The following is an 18,015-nucleotide window of genomic DNA, read 5'->3' on the forward strand; positions in this document are numbered from 1 at the left end:
CTCCCCGACGACGCCCGCCTGCCGCATCCGCGGCGGCGGGCGTCGCCGTTTCCCCGTCCCCGCCGGGCCGCCCGGGGCAGAGTGGGATCCGGGTACGTGGGCGGGAGGTGGTCACGGTGCGCAGTGCCAACCCGGTGCTGGACCGGCTGGACGACGTCGGCCGCGTCGAGCGGCAGGTGCTCAGGGCCGGGACCGCCGACACGATGACGGTGGCCGACGTGGTCAGCCGGACCGTGGGTCTGCTGCTGGTCACCGGCGTCACGGCGGCGGTGTCCTGGGTGGTGGTGCCGCAGGCCGCGTGGATCTCCGCCGCGCTCGCCGGGAGCGCGCTGGCCAGCCTGGCCCTGGTGCTCGTCATCTCGCTGAAGCAGATCACCAGTCCACCGGTGATCGTCGGGTACGCGGTGCTCCAGGGACTGCTGCTCGGGGTGGCCAGCCGCGCCTTCGAACTGGTCTATCCGGGCATCGTGGCGCAGGCGGTGGTCGGCACGTTCGGCGTCTTCCTCGGCATGGCGGTGCTCTACCGGGCCCGGCTGGTACGCGCCACCCCGCGCCTGGCCCGGCTCGTCATCGGCATGCTCGTCGGGATCGTGGCGATCGGCCTGGTCAACCTGTTCGCGTACCTGTTCACCGGGCGGCAGGGGGTGGTCGTCTACAGCCTCAGTGACCGGGTGGGCTGGTTGCCGTACCTGTTCTCGGTGGTGGCGATCATCGCGGGCGCGCTCAGCTTCATCCTCGACTTCGACCTGGTCGAACGGTCGGCCGCGAACCGGCTGCCCAGCCGTTACGCCTGGTACTGCGCCTTCGGTCTGCTGGTCGGGCTGATCTTCCTGTACTGGCAGATCCTCCGCCTGCTCAGCTACGTACGCCGCTGACCGTAGACTCGGCGGCGATGAGCGCAGCGGAACTGGACCGGGCGGTGACCCTGCTGGTCCGACAGGTCGGGCACTGGCAGCAGCCGCGCTGGTCGGCCAAGGCGGACGGCGGCAACGTGTCCCGGGCCGACCTGGTGCACAAGCTGGTCCAGGAGATCGCCAACCTGGCCGCCGACGCGGCCGGTGAGCCGCGCCGCGACGTGCCCCGCCTCCCCAGCGACCTGGCCCTGCCCGACCAGCTCCGCGTGGTCACCGCCGACCTGACCCTCGCCGCGCCCCCCGACCAGATCCTGGCCACCGCCACGGAAGCGGTGACCCGAACCCGCGCCGCCCTCTGACCCCCCGCCCTGACCCCGTTGATCATGAAGTTGGCGGCGACAAAACGGACGCTGATCCCCGTCAACTTCATGATCGACCGAGTGGGGGCCGGGAGAGGGCGGGTCAGGGGTTCAGCCAGCGGCGTACCTTGCGGTGTCTTGAGCGGTCGCGCGCCCGCAGGACGGCCGGGCGGTCGTGGCCGGCGGCCTCGGCCTGCCTCGCGTGCAGCAGGCCGTACGTGAACGCGTTCTCGCCGTCGGCGTACGCCTGGAGCGCCTGCCGCCGCAGCACCTCCCGGGTGACCACCGAGTCCTGCTGGGTGCCGAGCAGGTCCTGGAGCGCCTTGAACCGCTTCACCAGGCGAGCGGCCCGCTTGCCGGCGGCCGGCGCGCGCACCTCCACCGCGTAGCGGGCGGCCTTGAGCTTCTTGCGCGCCTCGTGCAACGCGACGTCCCCGTCCGGCCCGGTGGTGGCGAGCGCCCGGTCCAGCCGGGTGTCGGCACGGCGTACCGCCTTGCGGACCCTGCGGTCCACCCACCGCCGGCCGACGTCGGCGGGCGGGCCGTCGGCCAGCCGATCCAGGCGGGCCAGCAGAGCGGGGTAGCGGTCGGCGTCCAGCGCGGACCGCAGCGCGATGGTCGCCTCGGCCCGGTCGGCGGCGAACCATTGGCCGATCCGCGCCGCCACCGGGCCGAGCACCAGCTCGTCCGGCAGCTCGTGCATCGCCTCGGTGAGCCGGTCGGCCATCACCTGGGTGTCGCGGACCCGGCCCAGCTCGCCGCCGAGGCGGCGCAGCTCGGCCCGGACCGCCTCACTCTCCCGGCGGTCCCACAACCCCCGGAAGGTACGCAGGGTCGCCCGCAACCGGCGGGTCGCCACGCGCATGTCGTGGACCGCGTCCTCGTTCCCCTGGTACGCGGCCGCGTGGTTGCCGACGATCGCGTCGCGCTGTGCCCTGACGTACGCGAGGACAGGTCCCGCCGGGCCGACCGGCTCCCGGTCGTCGAAGCGCTCGATCCGGCCGGCGACGGCCCGGTGCGACTTGCTGACCGCCACCTCGCGGGCGCCTGCCGCGCGCAGCCGCTCCCCGAGTGCGTCGAGCAGCGCCTCGTCGCCCTCGACCAGCTCGATCTCGATCTCGTGCCAGGTCCGCGCGGTGCCGTCCACCAGGTCCTCGGACCGGACGTCGTCCTCGGCCACCTCGGCCAGCACCCGGCCGTCCGCGTCGAGCAGCCGGTGCTCCCGGCGGCGATTGACGACCCGGGCCGCCGGAGTGACAGGGCGACCGCGCGACGCGCCCCGGATCAGCGCGACCAGCTCGGGCGGCGGGCCGTCGTCGGACGCCCCGGCCGGGAACTGGTGCTCGACCCGGGCGCCACCGACAGCGCCCACCTTGAGGTGCCAGCCCGCGTCGTGCCCACCGGTACGCCGGCGCAGTGCGTGCCCGCTGCGCAGCAGGAGCAGGTCGCCGGTGTCCCAGTAGACGGCGTCCAGATCCGAGACGGTGGCGTCGGACATGGTCACGACGCCACCGCACCCGGTCAGGTCGGGCAGCCGGAAACCCTCGTCGCCGGAGTACTTGCGCTCACGTTCCACGACGGTCGCCATGCGGCCTCCCGTACCCGGCTCGCGCACCGGCGAACCGGTCTCAGCTCAGTCGTTCGAGCACCATCGCCATGCCCTGGCCGCCGCCGACGCACATGGTCTCCAGACCGATGGTCTTGTCGTGCCACTCCAGCGCGTTCAGCAGCGTGCCGGTGATCCGGGCACCGGTCATGCCGAACGGGTGGCCGACGGCGATCGCGCCACCGGCGACGTTCAGCTTCTCCTCCGGGATACCGAGCTGCCGGTACGAGGGGATCACCTGGGCGGCGAACGCCTCGTTGATCTCGACCAGGTCGACGTCGTCGATGGTCATGCCGGCGCGCTTGAGTGCCTGCTTCGACGCCTCGACCGGGCCCAGGCCCATGATCTCGGGGGAGAGCCCGGTGACGCCGGTGGAGACGATCCGGGCCAGCGGGGTGAGCCCCAGCTCGGACGCGCGCTCGGCGCTCATGATCACCACGGCGGCGGCGCCGTCGTTGAGCGGGCAGCAGTTGCCCGCGGTGATCCGGCCGTCCGGGCGGAACACCGGCTTCAGGCCGGCCACCGCCTCCAGGGTCACCCCGGCTCGCGGGCCGTCGTCGGTGCTGACGACGGTGCCGTCCGGCGTGGTGACCGGGGTGATCTCGCGGGCCCAGAAGCCGTCGGCGATCGCCTTCTCGGCGAGGTTCTGGCTGCGGACGCCGAACGCGTCCATGTCCTCGCGGGTCACGTCGTACACCTGGGCCAGGTTCTCCGCGGTCTGCCCCATGGCGAGGTAGATGTCGGGGAGCTGCCCGGCCTCGCGCGGGTCGGTCCACACCTCGGCGCCGCCCTGGGCGCGGGCCGCGGAACGCTCCCGGGCCTCGGCGAAGCGGGGGTTCTCCCAGCCGCCGCCGACGAGGGCCTGCGCCTCCGGCGGCAGCGTGTCCGAGTTGCCCCGGGCGTACCGGGACACCATCTCCACACCGGCGGAGATGAACACGTCACCCTCACCGGCCCGGATCGCGTGCATCGCCATCCGGGTGGTCTGGAGCGAGGACGCGCAGTAGCGGGTCAGCGTGGCGCCGGGCAGGCCGTCGAGGCCCATCAGGGTGGCGACCACCCGGGCCATGTTGAAGCCCTGCTCGCCGCCGGGCAGACCGCACCCGAGGTGGAGGTCGTCGATGGTGGTGGGATCGAGCGCCGGGACCTTGTCGAGGGCGGCCTGGACGATGGTGGCGGCGAGGTCGTCCGGGCGGACCTCGCGGAGGGAACCCTTGAACGCGCGGCCGATGGGGGACCGGGCGGTGGCGACGATGACGGCGTCGCGGGGCGACTCAATCGGCATGAGCCAACGTTAACGCGCGAGTAACATGCCCGGGAAGTCGCACGGCGGGCGGGAAATGTCACCCCGTGGGCGGTCGCCGGTGATGCCGGAACGCGACGGCAGCGGCCGCCTCGACCGCCGGGAGCAGGGCGTGCGCCCACACCCGGTAGCCGTCGGCCGACGGGTGGAAGCCGTCGTGGCAGAGCGTCCCCGCGTCCGCGCGGAACACCGGGCCGGTCTCGGTGCCCAGGTCGACGACGGTGCCGCCGGCGTCCAGCACGGCCGCCGTCTGCGCCCGCGCCATCCGCCGCCCGGACCAGCCGAGCACCTGACGCAGCGGTGCGGCGACCGCGCGTACCGCCCCGAGGTCGGGGCACGTGCCCACCACCACCTCGACGTGTGCCTCCCGCAGACGGCGTACCGCCGAGCCGAGATAGGCCGCCGCGTCGCCGGGCCGGGACATCGCGGTGGCGTCGTTCGCCCCGATCAGCACCACCGCCACGTCCGGCCGCTCACCGAGCAGCGCCCGGGCCACCTGGGTCGCCAGGTCGGTGGCGCGCGAGCCGGAGACCCCGACGCTGGACAGCTGCACCCGGCGCCCGGTCGGACCCTCGGCGAGCAGGTTGGCGAGCTGACCGCCGATGGTGTCCTCGAACCGGTCGACGCCCACACCGAGCGCCGACGAGTCACCCAGCAGCACCAGCCGCAGCGGCGGCGCGTCCGCGCGGCCGACAGTCGCGCGCAGGACCAGACCCAGCTCGGGCTGGGCGTACTCGCGGGTGCGGGCAGCGATGGCCTGGCCGGCCAGGACCGCCGCGCCGCCCACAGTGCCGGCCAGCAGCGACAGGGCCGCGGCCCGGCCCCACCGGGCCACCTCACCGCGCTCGCTCATGACGTTCCCTCCAGCGTTGCCGAGTCGGCGGCGCTGCCGGTCGGTGGCACCGCGCCGACGCCGAAGAAGGCCCGCCGGCGAAGCTGCGCCCACCGCCCGCCCGGCCCGCGGTCGCGACCCCGGAGCTGGGCGCCGCTGACCTCCGTGCCTGCGTGCCGGGCCGCTTGGTGGGCGGCCTCCGGGAGCGACCGTACGCCCTCCACGCCCGGCAGGACAGGCCTGCGTTCCGGGACCGCGCCCAACGCGGACAACACGGTGGGCAGCAACGCCGCTGCGGCTATCGCGTACCCCTCGGCGGAGGGGTGGAACCGGTCCCAGGCGAACATCCGCCCGGGGTCGGCGGCGAAGCGCGGCCCGAGCATGTCGCCGAGCGAGACGGCACGGCCGCCGGCCTCGACCACGCCCACCGTCTGCGCGGCGGCGAGCTGGCGGCTCCAGCGCCGGGCCAGCCAGCGCAGCGGCGGCTGAATAGGCCGGATGGTGCCCAGGTCGGGGCAGGTGCCGACGACCACCTCACAGCCGGCCGCCCGGAGCGTACGGACCGCGTCGACCAGATATCGCACCGCTACCGAGAACGGTGAGCGGTTGGTGACGTCGTTGCCGCCGACCAGGATCACTGCGACGTCCGGCTCGACCTCCAGGGCGGACTCGACCTGCGGCTTCAGCCCTGACGACAACGCGCCGACCACGGCGAACCGGTGCAGCCGGACCGGCCGGTGCAGGCGGCGGGACAGCCCGGTGGCCAGCAGTGATCCCGGTGTCTCCCGGCGCCTGTGCACGCCGTACCCGGCCGCTGAGGAGTCGCCCAGGATGACCACGGTGATCGGCGGGCCGGGCAGTCTCGCGCCGTACACACCGTCGCAGCGCGGCGGCGGGGCCTGCGCCATCGGGATGGTGCGGCGGGCCTGCCGGGCCTGGCCGAGCAGCACCCCACCGGTGGCGGCGGTGGCCGCCACCGTGGCGCCCGTGCCGATCGCCGCGAGGCGGGCGATCTGCCGGGCGCGCTGCCGGCGGACCGGCGCGACGGAACCAGCGTCCCCCATGAACCGACAGTATCGCGCCGGTACGACCACTGCTGTCCTTGATCGGATGGCTGGGCGGTGCCCGGATTGGGTACCGATGAGGGGCAGCGGACATGGACTTGCCATCGGGCCGCACCATGGTCGAGCGGAGAGGGGCGACATCATGGGGAAGACGTTGAAGCGCAGCGCCGCGTTCGCGGCGCTGGCCCGGGCGCTGGCGGCCGGTACGCGGGGCGGGCCGTCGCTCGGGGCACGGCTGGCGGCGCTGCCGCGGATGATCCGCGCGACCACCCGGGGCGAGTACGACGGTGGCCTGCGCCTGGCGCTGATGGCCGGGGCGACGGCGTACATCGTCTCCCCGATCGACCTGCTGCCGGAGATCCCGCTGGCGATCTTCGGGCTGGCCGACGACGCGGTCATGGTCACCTGGCTGGCCGGCAGCGTGCTCGCCGAGACCGAGCGGTTCCTGGAGTGGGAGGCACGTCGCAGCTCCGTCATCCCCGGGCATGCGGTGCCCTGACGGCACGTACGCTGGTCGGCGAACTGACCGCTGACCGACCGCCCCACGACGGCGGCGCGACGAAGGGCACAACGAGGTGCAGTACTACGACAACGTCGTCGAGCTGATCGGCAACACCCCGCTGGTACGCCTGCGCAACGTCACCGAGGGCATCCAGGCCACCGTGCTGGCGAAGGTGGAGTACGTGAACCCGGGCGGCTCGGTCAAGGACCGGATCGCGCTGCGCATGGTGGAGGACGCCGAGAAGGCGGGCATCCTGGGGCCGGGCGGCACGATCGTGGAGCCGACCAGCGGCAACACCGGCGTCGGGCTGGCCCTGGTGGCCCAGCTCCGGGGCTACCGCTGCGTCTTCGTCTGCCCGGACAAGGTCAGCCAGGACAAGCAGGACGTGCTGCGCGCGTACGGCGCCGAGGTGGTGGTCTGCCCGACCGCCGTCGCGCCGGAGGACCCGCGCTCCTACTACAACGTCTCCGACCGGCTGGCCCGGGAGATCCCCGGCGCGTGGAAGCCCAACCAGTACAGCAACCCGGCCAACCCGCGTTCGCACTACGAGACCACCGGCCCGGAGCTGTGGCGGCAGACCGAAGGCAGGATCACCCACTTCGTCGCGGGCGTCGGCACCGGCGGCACCATCTCCGGCATCGGCCGCTACCTCAAGGAGGCGTCCGAGGGCCGGGTCAAGGTGATCGGCGCGGACCCGGAGGGCTCGGTCTACTCGGGCGGCACCGGGCGGCCGTACCTGGTCGAGGGCGTCGGTGAGGACTTCTGGCCCGAGACGTACGACCGGGGGATCGCCGACGAGATCGTCGAGGTGTCGGACAAGGAGTCCTTCGAGATGACCCGCCGGCTGGCCCGCGAGGAGGGGCTGCTGGTCGGCGGCTCCTGCGGTATGGCCGTGGTGGGCGCGCTGGAGGTGGCCCGCAAGGCCGGCCCGGACGACGTGATCGTGGTGCTGCTGCCGGACGGCGGCCGGGGCTACCTGTCGAAGATCTTCAACGACAAGTGGATGGCCCGGTACGGTTTCCTGGACGACTCGGGCACCGAGCCGACCGTCGCCGACGCGCTCGCCGGCAAGCCCGGCGGCCTGCCCGAGCTGGTGCACGTGCACCCGACCGAGACGGTCCGCGACGCGATCGACTACATGCGCGAGTACGGCGTCTCCCAGCTCCCGGTGCTCAAGGCCGAGCCGCCGGTGGTGACCGGTGAGGTGGCCGGTTCGATCGCCGAGAAGGACCTGCTCGACGCGTTGTTCACCGGCCAGGCCCACCTGCACGACACGATCGAGCGGCACATGGGCGAGCCGCTGCCGATGATCGGCGGCGGCCAGCCGGTGAGCGAGGCGGTCGGGCTGCTGGAGAAGGCGGACGCGGCGCTGGTGCTGGTCGACGGCAAGCCCAAGGGCGTGCTGACCCGCCAGGACCTGCTGGCCCACCTCGGCGCCCGCTGAGCGGGGCGGGGCCCCGGGATCCGGGGCCCGCCCGTTCACAGCTCGCGGCCGTACCGCAGTTGCGGCACCAGCGCCGAGCCGATGTGCTCGTCCCGCTGCAGACCGGTCAGGACCCAGCCGCCGCGCTCGTAGAACCGGCGCGCGGCGGCGTTGTCCCGCAGCACCCACAGCACCGCGCGGGTCCATCCCCGGGCCCGCATCGCGTCGAGCGCGTCCACCATCAGCGCCCGGCCGGTGCCCCGGCCCCGCTCGGACGGCTCCAGGTGGATCGCGTTGAGCAGCCCGGTCGCCGGGTCGCCCTCGTCGTCCGGCCCGAGGTAGCTGAAGCCCACCAGCCGCCCGTCCCGCTCGGCCACCGTCATCCGGTGGTCGGCGCCCTCCCAGGTCAGCCGTTCCACCCAGTAGCGGCCCATCGCCTCGGGCGTCGGGTCGGCCAGCGCCTCGGGCGGCAGGAACGACGAGTACGCCGCCACCCGTGAACGCTGGTGCAGGGCGCCGACCGCCATCAGGTCGGCTTCGGTCGCGGAACGTAGGGAGATCGTCACCCGGGCGACGGTACCCGCCGGGGCGGCACCTGTACCGTCTGAAGATCCTCGGCGATCACCAGGTCGCCGGTGAAGTGCTCGCGGGCCTCGTCGTGGAAGCGGCGCGGGTCGGCGTACCGCTGGGAGAAGTGGGTGAGCACGAGCGTCCGTACCCCCGACTCGGCCGCCACCCGCGCGGCCTGGCCGGCGGTGAGGTGCCCGACCTCGGCGGCGAGGGCCGCCTCCGACTCCAGGAACGTCGACTCGATCACCAGCAGGTCGGCGTGCTCGGCCAGTGCGTACACGCCGTCGCAGAGCCCGGTGTCCATCACGAACGCGAACCGCTGCCCCGGCCGGGTCACGCTCACCTCGTCGCGGGTCACGCGGCGTCCGTCGCGGTCCAGGTGGCCGTCGCGCAGCAACCGCCCCACGTCCGGACCGGCGATGCCGTACGCGCTCAGCCGCTCCGGAAGCATCCGGCAGCCGTCCGGCTCGACCAGGCGGTACCCGTACGTCTCGATCGGGTGCCGCAGCCGGCGGGCCTCCAGCGTGCCGACGCCCAGCGTGATCCGCTGCCCGTCGGTGTCGATCGGCTCGACTGCCAGTTCGGCGGTCTCGTAGAAGCTGGAGGCGTGCCGCAGCCGGGCGAAGTACTCGGCGCCGCCGGCCGGGAAGTGCACCGCCACCGGACGCGGTACGCGGTCCAGCGAGAGGCGCTGGATCGTGCCGGGCAGCCCGAGGCAGTGATCGCCGTGGAAGTGGGTGACGCAGATCCGGGTCAGGTCGGTGGCGGTGATCCCGGTGTGCAGCATCTGGCGCTGGCTGCCCTCGCCCGGGTCGAAGAGGATCACCTCGTCGTCCCAGCGCAGCAGGTAGCCGTTGTGGTTGCGTTGCCGGGTCGGGGCCTGGCTGGCCGTACCGAGCACCACCAGCTCACGCATGGACACGGCATCCTCCGGAAGGCAAAAAGCGACCCCCGGGGCTTCCGCGCTCGCGCGCGGGCCGGCTGGACTGGGCCGGCACCCCGGGGGTCGGGTGGCTGTCGTGGTTTCGCCGCACCGCTGCCACACGGTCTCGACGATCCTGCAGGTGCCCGCCTCGCGGCGGACGAGATTTCACTGTCGAGGACAGCGGCTAGCGGACAGCCACCTCACGAGTCCGATTGCTATACAAGTCTGGACCACCTCCTTTCCCGTGTACCGCCACGCTATCCACTTCGCGGCGGCCGCGGCAACGGATTTCGATCACAGGCCCGGTCAGTCCAGGCCGATCGGGCCCTCGCGCGGGCCCTCCTCGTTCGCCGGCTGCACTGCGAGCGACGGGAAGTCGGCCAGGTCGCCCTCCGGCTCGGCGTCCCACTCCGGGAAGACCAGGGGGCTCTGGAGATAGAGGCAGAGCAACTGGGTGAGCTGGTGCAGGCCGTCGAGGTGGGTGCGTTCGTGCCCGTGGGTGGCGTCCACGCCGAACCCGAGCAGCGCGACCCGGGCGTGCGCCCCGGCCTCGACCGCGGCGGCCACGTCCGAGCGGTAGTAGTCGAACACGTCCCGGACCAGGTCGACGCCGTGCTCCTTCGCGATCGAGGCGAGGTTGCGGGTCAGGTGGTAGTCGAACGGGCCGACGCCGTCGCCCATCGCCAGCGTGGCGGCGGTCTCCCGGGACTGCTGGCCCGGCGCGACCACCGCCGCGTCCACCGAGACGATCTCCGCGACGTCCGGGTCCAGCCCGTGGCTGGCGCCGTGGCCGATCTCCTCGGTGACGGTGACCAGCAGGTGCGCGGTGACCGCCGGGATGATCCCGGCGTCGACCATCGCCTTGAACGCGGTCAGCACCGCCGCCACGCCCGCCTTGTCGTCCAGGTGCCGGGACTTGACGTACCCGTTCGGAGTGATCGTGGGGTTGGGCAGGAACGCCACGAAGTCCCCGGCGTCGATGCCGAGCGCCCGCAGCCCGGCCTCGTCGTGCACGGGCTCGTCCACCCGCACCTCGACCAGCTCCCAGCCGACGCCCTGGAGGTCGACCGCCTCGTTGTAGCGGTGGCCGCTCGCCTTCAGCGGCAGCACCTGGCCGGTGACGACCCGCTCCAGGTCGTCGGTGAAGATCCGCACGTGGGCGCCCTCGGCGAAGCGGGCGCTGTGCGTACCGATCGGGTTGACCTCCAGCCGGCCGTTCTCCTTGAGCCGCTTCACCATGCCGCCGATGGTGTCGGTGTGCACCACCACGGCCCGGTCTGCGCCGGTCGACCGGGGGCCGGGCAGACAGGCGCTCAGCGCCCCGCGACGGGTCAGCGTGGAGCTGATCCCGATCGCGGAGAGCCGCTCGCCCACGTACTGCTGGATGTGGTCGGTGCGCCCCGACGGGCTGGGGATCTCCAGCAGCTCCACCAGCACCTGGCGGAGGTAGTCGAGGTCGAGCTTGAGCGGTTGCGGCTTGCGTGCGGTCATGCCCCAGAGCTTGCCGCACCGGCCGGCGACCAGAGTCGCTGCGGTGCCCGGGTACCCGGGAAGAGCAGGTCGACGAAGCGCTCGGCGGTGGGCTGCGGCTCGTGGTTGGCCAGTCCGGGCCGCTCGTTCGCCTCGATGAACACGTGTTCCGGCCGGTCCGGCGCGGGGACCAGCAGGTCCAGCCCGGTGACCGGGATGTCCAGCGCCCGGCTCGCGGTGACGCACGCCTCGGCGATCGCCGGGTGCAGCTCGGCGGTCACGTCGTGGATCGTGCCGCCGGTGTGCAGGTTGGCCGTCCGCCGGACCGCCAGCACCTCGCCCTCCGGCAGCACGTCGTGCATCCGGTACCCGGCCTCCGCCACCACCTCGCGGGTCATGTCGTCGACGGGGATGCGGGACTCGCCGCCGGTGGCGGCGGCCCGGCGACGGCTCTGCCGCTCGATCAGCTCGGTGATGTCGTGCACGCCGTCGCCGGTGATCTGCGCCGGCCGGCGGACCGCGGCGGCGACCACCTCGTGGTCGATCACCACGACCCGCAGGTCCTCGCCCGCGCGCAGTTCCTCGATCAGCACGTCCGGGCAGAACCGGCGGGCCAGCTCGACGGCCGCGGTCAGGGCCTCCGGCGTACGCACGCCGACGGTGATGCCGTTGCCCTGCTCGCCGCGCGCCGGCTTGACCACCACCGGGCCCACGTCGTTCAGGAACGCCACGTCGTCGGGCTCGCCGGTGGCCGTACGCCCGCGCGGCACCGACAGCCCCGCCTCGGTGAGGATGCGCCGGGTCACCCGCTTGTCGTCGCAGCGGCTCATCGCCACCGCCGAGGTCAGCTCCGACAGCGACTCGCGGGTGTGGATGGTCCGGCCGCCGGTGGTCAGCTTCAGCTCACCCCAGTGCGGGTCGGTCACCTCGACCCGGATGCCGCGGCGCATCGCCTCGTCCGCGACGATCTTCGCGTACGGGTTCAGCTCGTCGTACCCCTCGGGCATGGCGGGCAGGAACAGGCGCTCGTTGATCGGGTTCTTCCGCTTCACGCAGAGCGTGCCGGTGCGGTGGAAGCCGAGGCGCTCGTACAGCCGGATCGCACCCGAGTTCTCGGCCAGCACGGACAGGTCCACGAACGCCCGGCCGCGCTCGTCGAGCCGGTCCGCGAGCGCGGTCAGCAGCGCCTGCCCGGTGCCGGGCGGGGCGGTGTTGAAGTCGACTGTGAGGCACCACAGGCTGGCGCCGTCCTCCGGGTCGCCGAAGACCGCGACGTGGTCCACGCCGGTGATGGTGCCGACCACCTCACCGGTGGTGTCCTCGGCCACCAGGTGCAGGAACCGGTCCGTGCCGGCGTTGTCCACCAGCACCTCCACCGGGGCGGTGACCATGCCGTTGCGCGCGTAGATCCGGTTCACCGCCTCGGCGTCGGCGGCGTCACGCAGCGGCCGGACGGTCAGCCCGGGCACCTCGCCGCCCTCGGTGGCGGCGGGCCGCTTGTCGCCCAGCGGCAGCCGGTACGTCAGCGACGGGTCGATGAACAGCTCGTCCGGCAGCCGGGACACCAGCACGTGCGGGTCGCGCAGGTAGATGCAGATGTCCCGGGCGCCGACCGCCTCGGAGCGCAGCACGTCGGCCACGTGCACCTGGTCGTCGAACGTCTGCCCGAACACCAGCCGGCCCCAGCCGCAGTCCAGCACCACGCCCGAGGCGTCGGTGGACGCGGTCTCCGGCTGCCGCGGCTCCGGCGTACCCGGTGCGACCGGGTCACCGCCGGGGCCGATGCGTTCCCGGCGGCGCCCCAGCACCCGTTCCCGGTCGGTACGCGCCGTTCCGGTGGCGAGGGTGTCGGTCACGGTCAGTCGATTCCGTGGCTCTGGAGCCACATTTCCAGGAGTCCCAGTTGCCACAGCTTGTTTCCGTTCAACGGGGTCAGTTCGGCATTCGGGTCGGCGAGCAGCGCATCGACGTAGTCGGCGCGGAACAGGTCACGACGGCGCGCCTCCGGGGCGGTGAGCGCGTCGCGTACCCGGTCGAGGAGCTTGCCCTCCAGGTGGGTGAGACCGGGCACCGGGAAGTAGCCCTTGGGCCGGTCGATGACCTCGTGCGGCAGGACCCGGCGGCCGATCTCCTTGAGCACGCCCTTGCCACCCTGGGCAAGCTTCAGCTCCGGCGGGCAGCTCGCGGCCAGCTCGACGAACTCGTGGTCGAGGAACGGCACCCGGGCCTCCAGCCCGTGCGCCATGGTCATGTTGTCGACCCGCTTCACCGGGTCGTCGGTCAGCATGACCTGGGTGTCGATCCGCAGGCCGGCGTCGACGGCGGTCTGCGCGCCCGCGCGGCCCAGGTGCGCGGCCACGAACTCCCGCGCCGGGTCGCCGTCGGCCAGCCACGCCGGGTTGAGCACCCGGGCCAGTCCGGCCGCGTCGCGGTCGAAGAACGCCTTCGCGTACGTCTCGAGCGCCTGCTCCCGGTCCACCCCGGCGAGCGGCGGGTACCAGTGGTAGCCACCCAGGATCTCGTCCGCGCCCTGGCCCGACTGCACCACCTTGACGTGCTTCGCGACCTCCTGGCTGAGCAGCCAGAACGCGACGCAGTCGTGGCTGACCATCGGTTCGCTCATCGCCGCGACGGCGGCCTCCAGCGGCGGCAGCAGGTCACCGGTGGGCACCCGGATCTGGTGGTGGTCGGTGCCGAACGTCTTCGCGACCAGATCGGAGTAGACGAACTCGTCGCCCTCCCGGCCGCCGACCGCGTCGAAGCCGATGGAGAACGTGGCCAGACCGGACCGGGCCTGCCCCTCGCCGGCGAGCAGCGCGACCACCAGGCTGGAGTCGAGGCCGCCGGAGAGCAGCACGCCCACCGGGACGTCGGCCACCATGCGGCGGCGCACGGCGGTGGTCAGCGAGTCGAGCAGCGCGTCCTGCCAGTCCCGCTCGGACCAGCCGGCCCGCTCGGCGGCGCGGCCGAAGGACGGATCCCAGTAGACCCGCTCGTGGGTGGAGCCGTCCGCCTCGTACACCCGGACCGTGGCCGGCGGCAGCTTGGTGACGCCGGCCAGGATGGTGCGCGGCGGCGGCACGATGCTGTGGAAGCTCAGGTAGTGGGCGAGCGCAACCCGGTCGATGGTGGTGTCGATGCCGCCGCCGGCGAGCAGCGCCGGCAGCGTCGAGGCGAACCGGACCACACCGGGGCTCTCGGCCAGGTAGAGCGGCTTGATGCCGAGGCGGTCCCGGGCCAGCACCAGGCGGCCGGTGTCGCGCTCGCTGATCGCCACCGCGAACATGCCGATCAGGTGGTCGACGAAGTCGAGCCCCCACTCGGCGTACGCCTTGACCACGACCTCGCTGTCACCGGACGAGAAGAACCGGTGGCCCTTGGCCTGCAGCTCGGCGCGTAGTTCCCGGTAGTTGTAGATGCAGCCGTTGAAGACACCGGTGAGCCCGGCGGCGGCGTCCACGATGGGTTGGCCGCTCGCCGCGGACAGGTCGATGATCTTCAGGCGCCGGTGTCCCAGCGCGGTCGGGCCCTGCGACCAGATGCCGCTGTCGTCGGGCCCTCGGTCACTCATCGTGGCCGCCATCCGCTCCACGGCCGAGACGTCGGCGCGTGAACCGTCACGGCGGAACTCTCCCGCAAGTCCGCACATACGAGCCAATGCTGCCAGAGCTTGTTGCAGTTCGCCTGTTGAGACGATGACGAACGTGTGACAGCTTGCTACGATGCGCCGTCACGCAGGGTGGTTGCCTGTCACGCCTTCGGTTCCTGCCCCTCCACGCCCGGATGCCGGAAACCCGGCCCGTCCCCGGTGTGAGGAATACCGCACGGACCGGCGCGCCCCGGCATCGGCGGCTTTCCCCGATCTTGCACTTTGGTGCCCCGTAATCCTCGTAATCCGGGCAACTCGTGGGCCGAAACTGCAAGATCGCGTGAGCGTAGACGCTGCCGGCACGGTGATCGGCCTCGCCGTTCACCGTGCCGGACTCGTGGTGCGGGTCGCGGGCTAGCCCGCGGTGCGGGCCACGCCGACCGGGCAGCTCAGCCCGTTCGGTCCGTGGTTGCAGTAGCCGTTCGGGTTCTTCGTCGGAGCCAGGTACTGCTGGTGGTAGTCCTCGGCGAAGTAGTAGTCGCCGAGCGGGGCGATCTCGGTGGTGATCTCACCCTTGCCGGCCCGGGCCACGATCGGCGCGAACGCGTCCCGCGACGCCTTCGCGGCGGCGGCCTGCTCGTCGGTGGTGGTGTAGATCGCCGAGCGGTACTGGGTGCCCACGTCGTTGCCCTGGCGCATGCCCTGGGTCGGGTCATGGTTCTCCCAGAAGACCTTCAGCAGGTCCTCGTAGGCGATCTTCGACGGGTCGTAGACCACCTGGACCACCTCGGCGTGCCCGGTCATGCCCGAGCAGACCTCCTCGTACGTCGGGTTGGTGGTGTAGCCACCCGCGTAGCCGGCGGACGTGGTGATCACGCCGGGGAGGGTCCAGAACAGCCGCTCGGCGCCCCAGAAGCAGCCCATCCCGAAGACGGCGACCTGCGCGCCCTCGGGGAACGGGCCCTTCAGCGTCGACGGCAGCACCTCGTGCCGGTCGGCGATCGGCATCGCGATCGGGCGACCCGGCAGGGCTTGGTCAGGAGAGATCATTTCAGCCTTCATGCGGCGGAGGAACACGGTGGGACTCCTCTCTTGGCTTTCCCAGCGTGTGCAACAGCGTCGCCCCCCGGTTCCTTACCCGCCCACGCTCCCGTCAGGCCAGCGCCGCCGAGATCCGCCCGGCGAACGTCTCGGCCTCGGCGTCGTCGGCGTACCGGGTACGCGGCCAGAAGAAGCCGCGCAGCCCGTCGCCCTTCGTCCTGGGAACCACGTGGGTGTGCAGGTGCGGTACGGACTGGGACACCCGGTTGTTCATCGCCACGAACGTCCCACCGGCGTCCATGCCGGTCTCCACGGCCACGGCGATCCGCTGCACCAGCCGGAAGTAGCCGGGCAGCGCGTCGGCCGGCAGGTCGGCCAGGGTGACCAGGTGGGTACGGGGCACCACGAGCACGTGCCCCTTGAACACCGGGCGGGTGTCCAGGAAAGCGACCCCGTCCGGCTCGTCGGTCACCCGGAAGGCCGGCACCTCGCCCGCCACGATCCCGCAGAACACGCACCCGCTCATCCGACCACCCTAGGCCCGGCCCGGCCACCCCACCTCCGGGCGAGCGTTGATCATGAGGTTGGCTGCGACAAATCGGACCGTCGGCACCGCTAACCTCATGATCGGCGCGAAACCGGGCGGGTCAGGAGCGGTCCAGGTAGGCGTCCCAGTCGTCTTCGGGGATGCCAGTCGGGCCGGTCTCGCCGTTGGCGAGGCGCGCCCGGATGTCCGCCTCCCATCGCAGCGCCCATCCGCGCAACTCGTCGACCTGTTGCTCGGTGAGCCCGTACGAACGGAAGGTCCGGCCGTCCCGCTCCGTCACACCACCCAGCCGGTCGGCCAGTTCGTCCAACGAGAAGCCGGCGGTGTGACGGGCGCCGAGGTGCTCCAACTCCGACCAGGTGAGCCGCTCGGAGGCCGCGCGGACGTCGATGTAGTCCCGGTGGGCGGCTCGGTCGTGCAGCGCGCGGACCTTCAGCCCCACCGCGTCCTCGAAGGCCAGCACCGGGCCCCGAGGCGATCCGTCACGGCGTCGAGCGGCAGCGCGGCGGCCGTGGCGAAGTCGATGTCCTGGGAGGGCCGGTCGACCAGGTCGTGGGCGCACATGGCATAGCCGCCGGCGAGCATCAACCCTAGGTCGTCACCGGCAGCGAGACCCAGCGAGGCCGGGATCCGGTCGGCGACGCCGTGCAGGCGAGAGGGGAGCGCCTCGGTCGAACTCACCGGACCAGTATGGCCGACCGCCCCGACACCTTCGCGCTTGTGACTCGCACCGGGTTGCCGGGAGCGGGACCGGGCGGGGGACTAACGTCTGCGGCATGAGCCACGGCTTCGAGACACTCGCCATCCACGCCGGTCAGGACCCGGAGGCCCGCACCGGTGCGGTGATCCCGCCGATCTACCAGACCAGCACGTACGCCCAGGACGCCGTCGGCGCGCCCCGCGAGGGCTACGAGTACAGCCGCTCCGGTAACCCGACGCGCGACGCGCTCCAGGAGTGCCTGGCCGCGCTGGAGGGCGGCCCGGTGGCGCTCGCCTTCGCCAGCGGCCTGGCCGCCGAGGACACGCTGCTGCGGACCGTCTGCAAGCCGGGCGACCACGTGGTGATCCCGGACGACGCGTACGGCGGCACGTACCGGCTGTTCGCCAAGGTGGCCGAGCGCTGGGGCCTGGCGTACACCCCGGCGAAGGTCTCCGACCCGGACGCCGTGCGGGCCGCGATCCGTCCCGGCGCGACAAAGATCGTGTGGGTGGAGACGCCGACCAACCCGCTGCTCGGCATCGCCGACATCGCCGCGCTCGCCGCAGTGGCGCACGACGCCGGCGCGCTGCTGGTGGTCGACAACACGTTCGCCTCGCCGTACCTCCAGCAGCCGATCGCGTTCGGCGCGGACGTGGTGGTGCACTCCACCACCAAGTACGTCGGCGGACACTCCGACGTGGTCGGCGGCGCGCTCGTCGCGGCGGATCGCGCGCTCGGCGAGGAGCTGCGCTACCACCAGAACGCGATGGGCGCGGTCAACGGGCCGTTCGACGCCTGGCTCACCCTGCGCGGCATCAAGACCCTCGGGGTACGGATGGACCGGCACTGCGACAACGCCGAGCGGATCGCGGCCTACCTGGACGGACACGCCAAGGTCGCCCAGGTCGTCTACCCGGGCCTGCCCTCGCACCCCGGCCACGAGGTGGCCGCCAAGCAGATGCGCCGGTTCGGCGGCATGATCTCGTTCCGCGCGGCGGGCGGCGAGGAGCACGCCGTCCAGATCTGCAACCGGGCCCGGTTGTTCGTGCTCGCCGAGTCGCTCGGCGGCGTCGAGTCCCTGATCGAGCACCCGGGCCGGATGACACACGCAAGCGCTGCGGGCTCGCCGCTTGAAGTTCCCGGCGATCTCGTGCGACTGTCTGTCGGCATCGAGACGGTCGACGACCTGCTCGCCGATCTGGAGCAGGCCCTGGGCTGACCGCTGGTTGG

General features: G+C 72.7%; 18 protein-coding genes. 5 read left to right on the top strand and 13 right to left on the bottom strand.

Annotation, left to right across the window (positions count from 1 at the left end):
• Window positions 1-116 precede the first annotated feature (116 nt).
• Both O7546_RS02970 and O7546_RS02975 read left to right on the top strand, forming a co-directional pair.
• A complete protein-coding gene (locus O7546_RS02970) occupies window positions 117-875 on the top strand; it encodes a Bax inhibitor-1/YccA family protein (protein WP_194798541.1) in 759 nt (252 codons plus the stop codon).
• Window positions 876-892: 17 nt separating this feature from the next.
• The gene (locus tag O7546_RS02975; RefSeq protein WP_194798540.1) at window positions 893-1,213 is read left to right on the top strand and encodes a hypothetical protein; all 321 of its coding nucleotides are present in this window, start codon (window positions 893-895) and stop codon (window positions 1,211-1,213) included.
• A gap of 103 nt (window positions 1,214-1,316) precedes the next feature.
• Here the strand turns inward: O7546_RS02975 and O7546_RS02980 are convergent, their stop codons facing one another.
• From O7546_RS02980 to O7546_RS02995, 4 genes are read right to left on the bottom strand one after another with little or no spacing between them, the layout of a single operon-like run.
• Window positions 1,317-2,801, bottom strand: coding sequence for a CYTH and CHAD domain-containing protein (locus tag O7546_RS02980; RefSeq protein WP_194798539.1), 1,485 nt, complete (start codon window positions 2,799-2,801; stop codon window positions 1,317-1,319).
• 40 nt (window positions 2,802-2,841) lie between these two features.
• Window positions 2,842-4,104: an acetyl-CoA C-acetyltransferase gene (locus O7546_RS02985; RefSeq protein ID WP_281600426.1), complete on the bottom strand. Its 1,263-nt coding sequence runs from the start codon at window positions 4,102-4,104 to the stop codon at window positions 2,842-2,844.
• A 58-nt stretch (window positions 4,105-4,162) separates the two neighbouring features.
• A complete protein-coding gene (locus O7546_RS02990; RefSeq protein WP_194798538.1) occupies window positions 4,163-4,975 on the bottom strand; it encodes an SGNH/GDSL hydrolase family protein in 813 nt (270 codons plus the stop codon).
• On the bottom strand, window positions 4,972-6,018 hold the full coding sequence (locus O7546_RS02995; protein WP_194798537.1) for an SGNH/GDSL hydrolase family protein: 1,047 nt from the start codon (window positions 6,016-6,018) through the stop codon (window positions 4,972-4,974). The genes O7546_RS02990 and O7546_RS02995 overlap by 4 nt, the downstream gene beginning before the upstream one ends.
• 142 nt (window positions 6,019-6,160) lie before the next feature.
• Between O7546_RS02995 and O7546_RS03000 the strand changes: the two genes are divergently transcribed.
• Together O7546_RS03000 and O7546_RS03005 are read left to right on the top strand one after the other, a co-directional pair.
• Window positions 6,161-6,517: a YkvA family protein gene (locus tag O7546_RS03000; RefSeq protein WP_194798536.1), complete on the top strand. Its 357-nt coding sequence runs from the start codon at window positions 6,161-6,163 to the stop codon at window positions 6,515-6,517.
• 76 nt (window positions 6,518-6,593) lie between these two features.
• On the top strand, window positions 6,594-7,964 hold the full coding sequence (locus O7546_RS03005; RefSeq protein WP_030501320.1) for a cystathionine beta-synthase: 1,371 nt from the start codon (window positions 6,594-6,596) through the stop codon (window positions 7,962-7,964).
• Between the two features lie 35 nt (window positions 7,965-7,999).
• On the opposite strand, the gene O7546_RS03010 is transcribed toward O7546_RS03005, so the two are convergent.
• The 9 genes from O7546_RS03010 to O7546_RS03050 form a co-directional block, all read right to left on the bottom strand.
• Window positions 8,000-8,509 carry a GNAT family N-acetyltransferase gene (locus O7546_RS03010; protein ID WP_281600427.1) on the bottom strand — a complete coding sequence of 170 codons (510 nt, stop codon included), beginning with the start codon at window positions 8,507-8,509 and terminating at the stop codon, window positions 8,000-8,002.
• The gene (locus O7546_RS03015; protein WP_269696147.1) at window positions 8,506-9,435 is read right to left on the bottom strand and encodes a ribonuclease Z; all 930 of its coding nucleotides are present in this window, start codon (window positions 9,433-9,435) and stop codon (window positions 8,506-8,508) included. Before O7546_RS03015 ends, O7546_RS03010 begins: the two co-directional genes overlap by 4 nt.
• Window positions 9,436-9,744: 309 nt before the next feature.
• Window positions 9,745-10,929: an osmoprotectant NAGGN system M42 family peptidase gene (locus tag O7546_RS03020; protein WP_194798532.1), complete on the bottom strand. Its 1,185-nt coding sequence runs from the start codon at window positions 10,927-10,929 to the stop codon at window positions 9,745-9,747.
• A complete protein-coding gene (gene ngg, locus O7546_RS03025; RefSeq protein ID WP_269696149.1) occupies window positions 10,926-12,764 on the bottom strand; it encodes an N-acetylglutaminylglutamine synthetase in 1,839 nt (612 codons plus the stop codon). Before ngg ends, O7546_RS03020 begins: the two co-directional genes overlap by 4 nt.
• 2 nt (window positions 12,765-12,766) lie before the next feature.
• Complete coding sequence (locus tag O7546_RS03030; protein WP_262012495.1) at window positions 12,767-14,557, bottom strand: N-acetylglutaminylglutamine amidotransferase; 1,791 nt, start codon at window positions 14,555-14,557, stop codon at window positions 12,767-12,769.
• A 354-nt stretch (window positions 14,558-14,911) separates the two neighbouring features.
• Window positions 14,912-15,574, bottom strand: a complete 663-nt coding sequence (gene msrA / locus O7546_RS03035; protein ID WP_064447692.1) for a peptide-methionine (S)-S-oxide reductase MsrA — start codon at window positions 15,572-15,574, stop codon at window positions 14,912-14,914.
• Window positions 15,575-15,650: 76 nt separating this feature from the next.
• Complete coding sequence (locus O7546_RS03040; protein ID WP_269696150.1) at window positions 15,651-16,064, bottom strand: HIT family protein; 414 nt, start codon at window positions 16,062-16,064, stop codon at window positions 15,651-15,653.
• A gap of 121 nt (window positions 16,065-16,185) precedes the next feature.
• Window positions 16,186-16,548: a hypothetical protein gene (locus O7546_RS03045; protein ID WP_269696151.1), complete on the bottom strand. Its 363-nt coding sequence runs from the start codon at window positions 16,546-16,548 to the stop codon at window positions 16,186-16,188.
• Window positions 16,518-16,766 (bottom strand): hypothetical protein, encoded by a 249-nt coding sequence (locus tag O7546_RS03050; protein ID WP_228531232.1) that lies wholly within the window; start codon window positions 16,764-16,766, stop codon window positions 16,518-16,520. The genes O7546_RS03045 and O7546_RS03050 overlap by 31 nt, the downstream gene beginning before the upstream one ends.
• A 95-nt stretch (window positions 16,767-16,861) precedes the next feature.
• Between O7546_RS03050 and O7546_RS03055 the strand changes: the two genes are divergently transcribed.
• Complete coding sequence (locus O7546_RS03055) at window positions 16,862-18,004, top strand: cystathionine gamma-synthase (protein ID WP_194798528.1); 1,143 nt, start codon at window positions 16,862-16,864, stop codon at window positions 18,002-18,004.
• The last annotated feature ends 11 nt before the right edge of the window (window positions 18,005-18,015 follow it).

The sequence above is a fragment of the Micromonospora sp. WMMA1976 genome, assembly GCF_027497335.1.
In the GTDB taxonomy this organism is placed as follows: Bacteria; Actinomycetota; Actinomycetes; order Mycobacteriales; family Micromonosporaceae; genus Micromonospora; species Micromonospora aurantiaca.

What these genes read in the sequence shown, in the direction of transcription:
- O7546_RS02975 (WP_194798540.1), top strand. Translation starts at nt 893, where the DNA reads ATGAGCGCAGCGGAACTGGACCGGGCGGTGACCCTGCTGGTCCGACAG.
- O7546_RS02980 (WP_194798539.1), bottom strand. Translation starts at nt 2,801, where the DNA reads ATGGCGACCGTCGTGGAACGTGAGCGCAAGTACTCCGGCGACGAGGGT.
- O7546_RS02985 (WP_281600426.1), bottom strand. Translation starts at nt 4,104, where the DNA reads ATGCCGATTGAGTCGCCCCGCGACGCCGTCATCGTCGCCACCGCCCGG.
- O7546_RS02990 (WP_194798538.1), bottom strand. Translation starts at nt 4,975, where the DNA reads ATGAGCGAGCGCGGTGAGGTGGCCCGGTGGGGCCGGGCCGCGGCCCTG.
- O7546_RS02995 (WP_194798537.1), bottom strand. Translation starts at nt 6,018, where the DNA reads ATGGGGGACGCTGGTTCCGTCGCGCCGGTCCGCCGGCAGCGCGCCCGG.
- O7546_RS03000 (WP_194798536.1), top strand. Translation starts at nt 6,161, where the DNA reads ATGGGGAAGACGTTGAAGCGCAGCGCCGCGTTCGCGGCGCTGGCCCGG.
- O7546_RS03020 (WP_194798532.1), bottom strand. Translation starts at nt 10,929, where the DNA reads ATGACCGCACGCAAGCCGCAACCGCTCAAGCTCGACCTCGACTACCTC.
- O7546_RS03030 (WP_262012495.1), bottom strand. Translation starts at nt 14,557, where the DNA reads ATGTGCGGACTTGCGGGAGAGTTCCGCCGTGACGGTTCACGCGCCGAC.
- O7546_RS03040 (WP_269696150.1), bottom strand. Translation starts at nt 16,064, where the DNA reads ATGAGCGGGTGCGTGTTCTGCGGGATCGTGGCGGGCGAGGTGCCGGCC.
- O7546_RS03055 (WP_194798528.1), top strand. Translation starts at nt 16,862, where the DNA reads ATGAGCCACGGCTTCGAGACACTCGCCATCCACGCCGGTCAGGACCCG.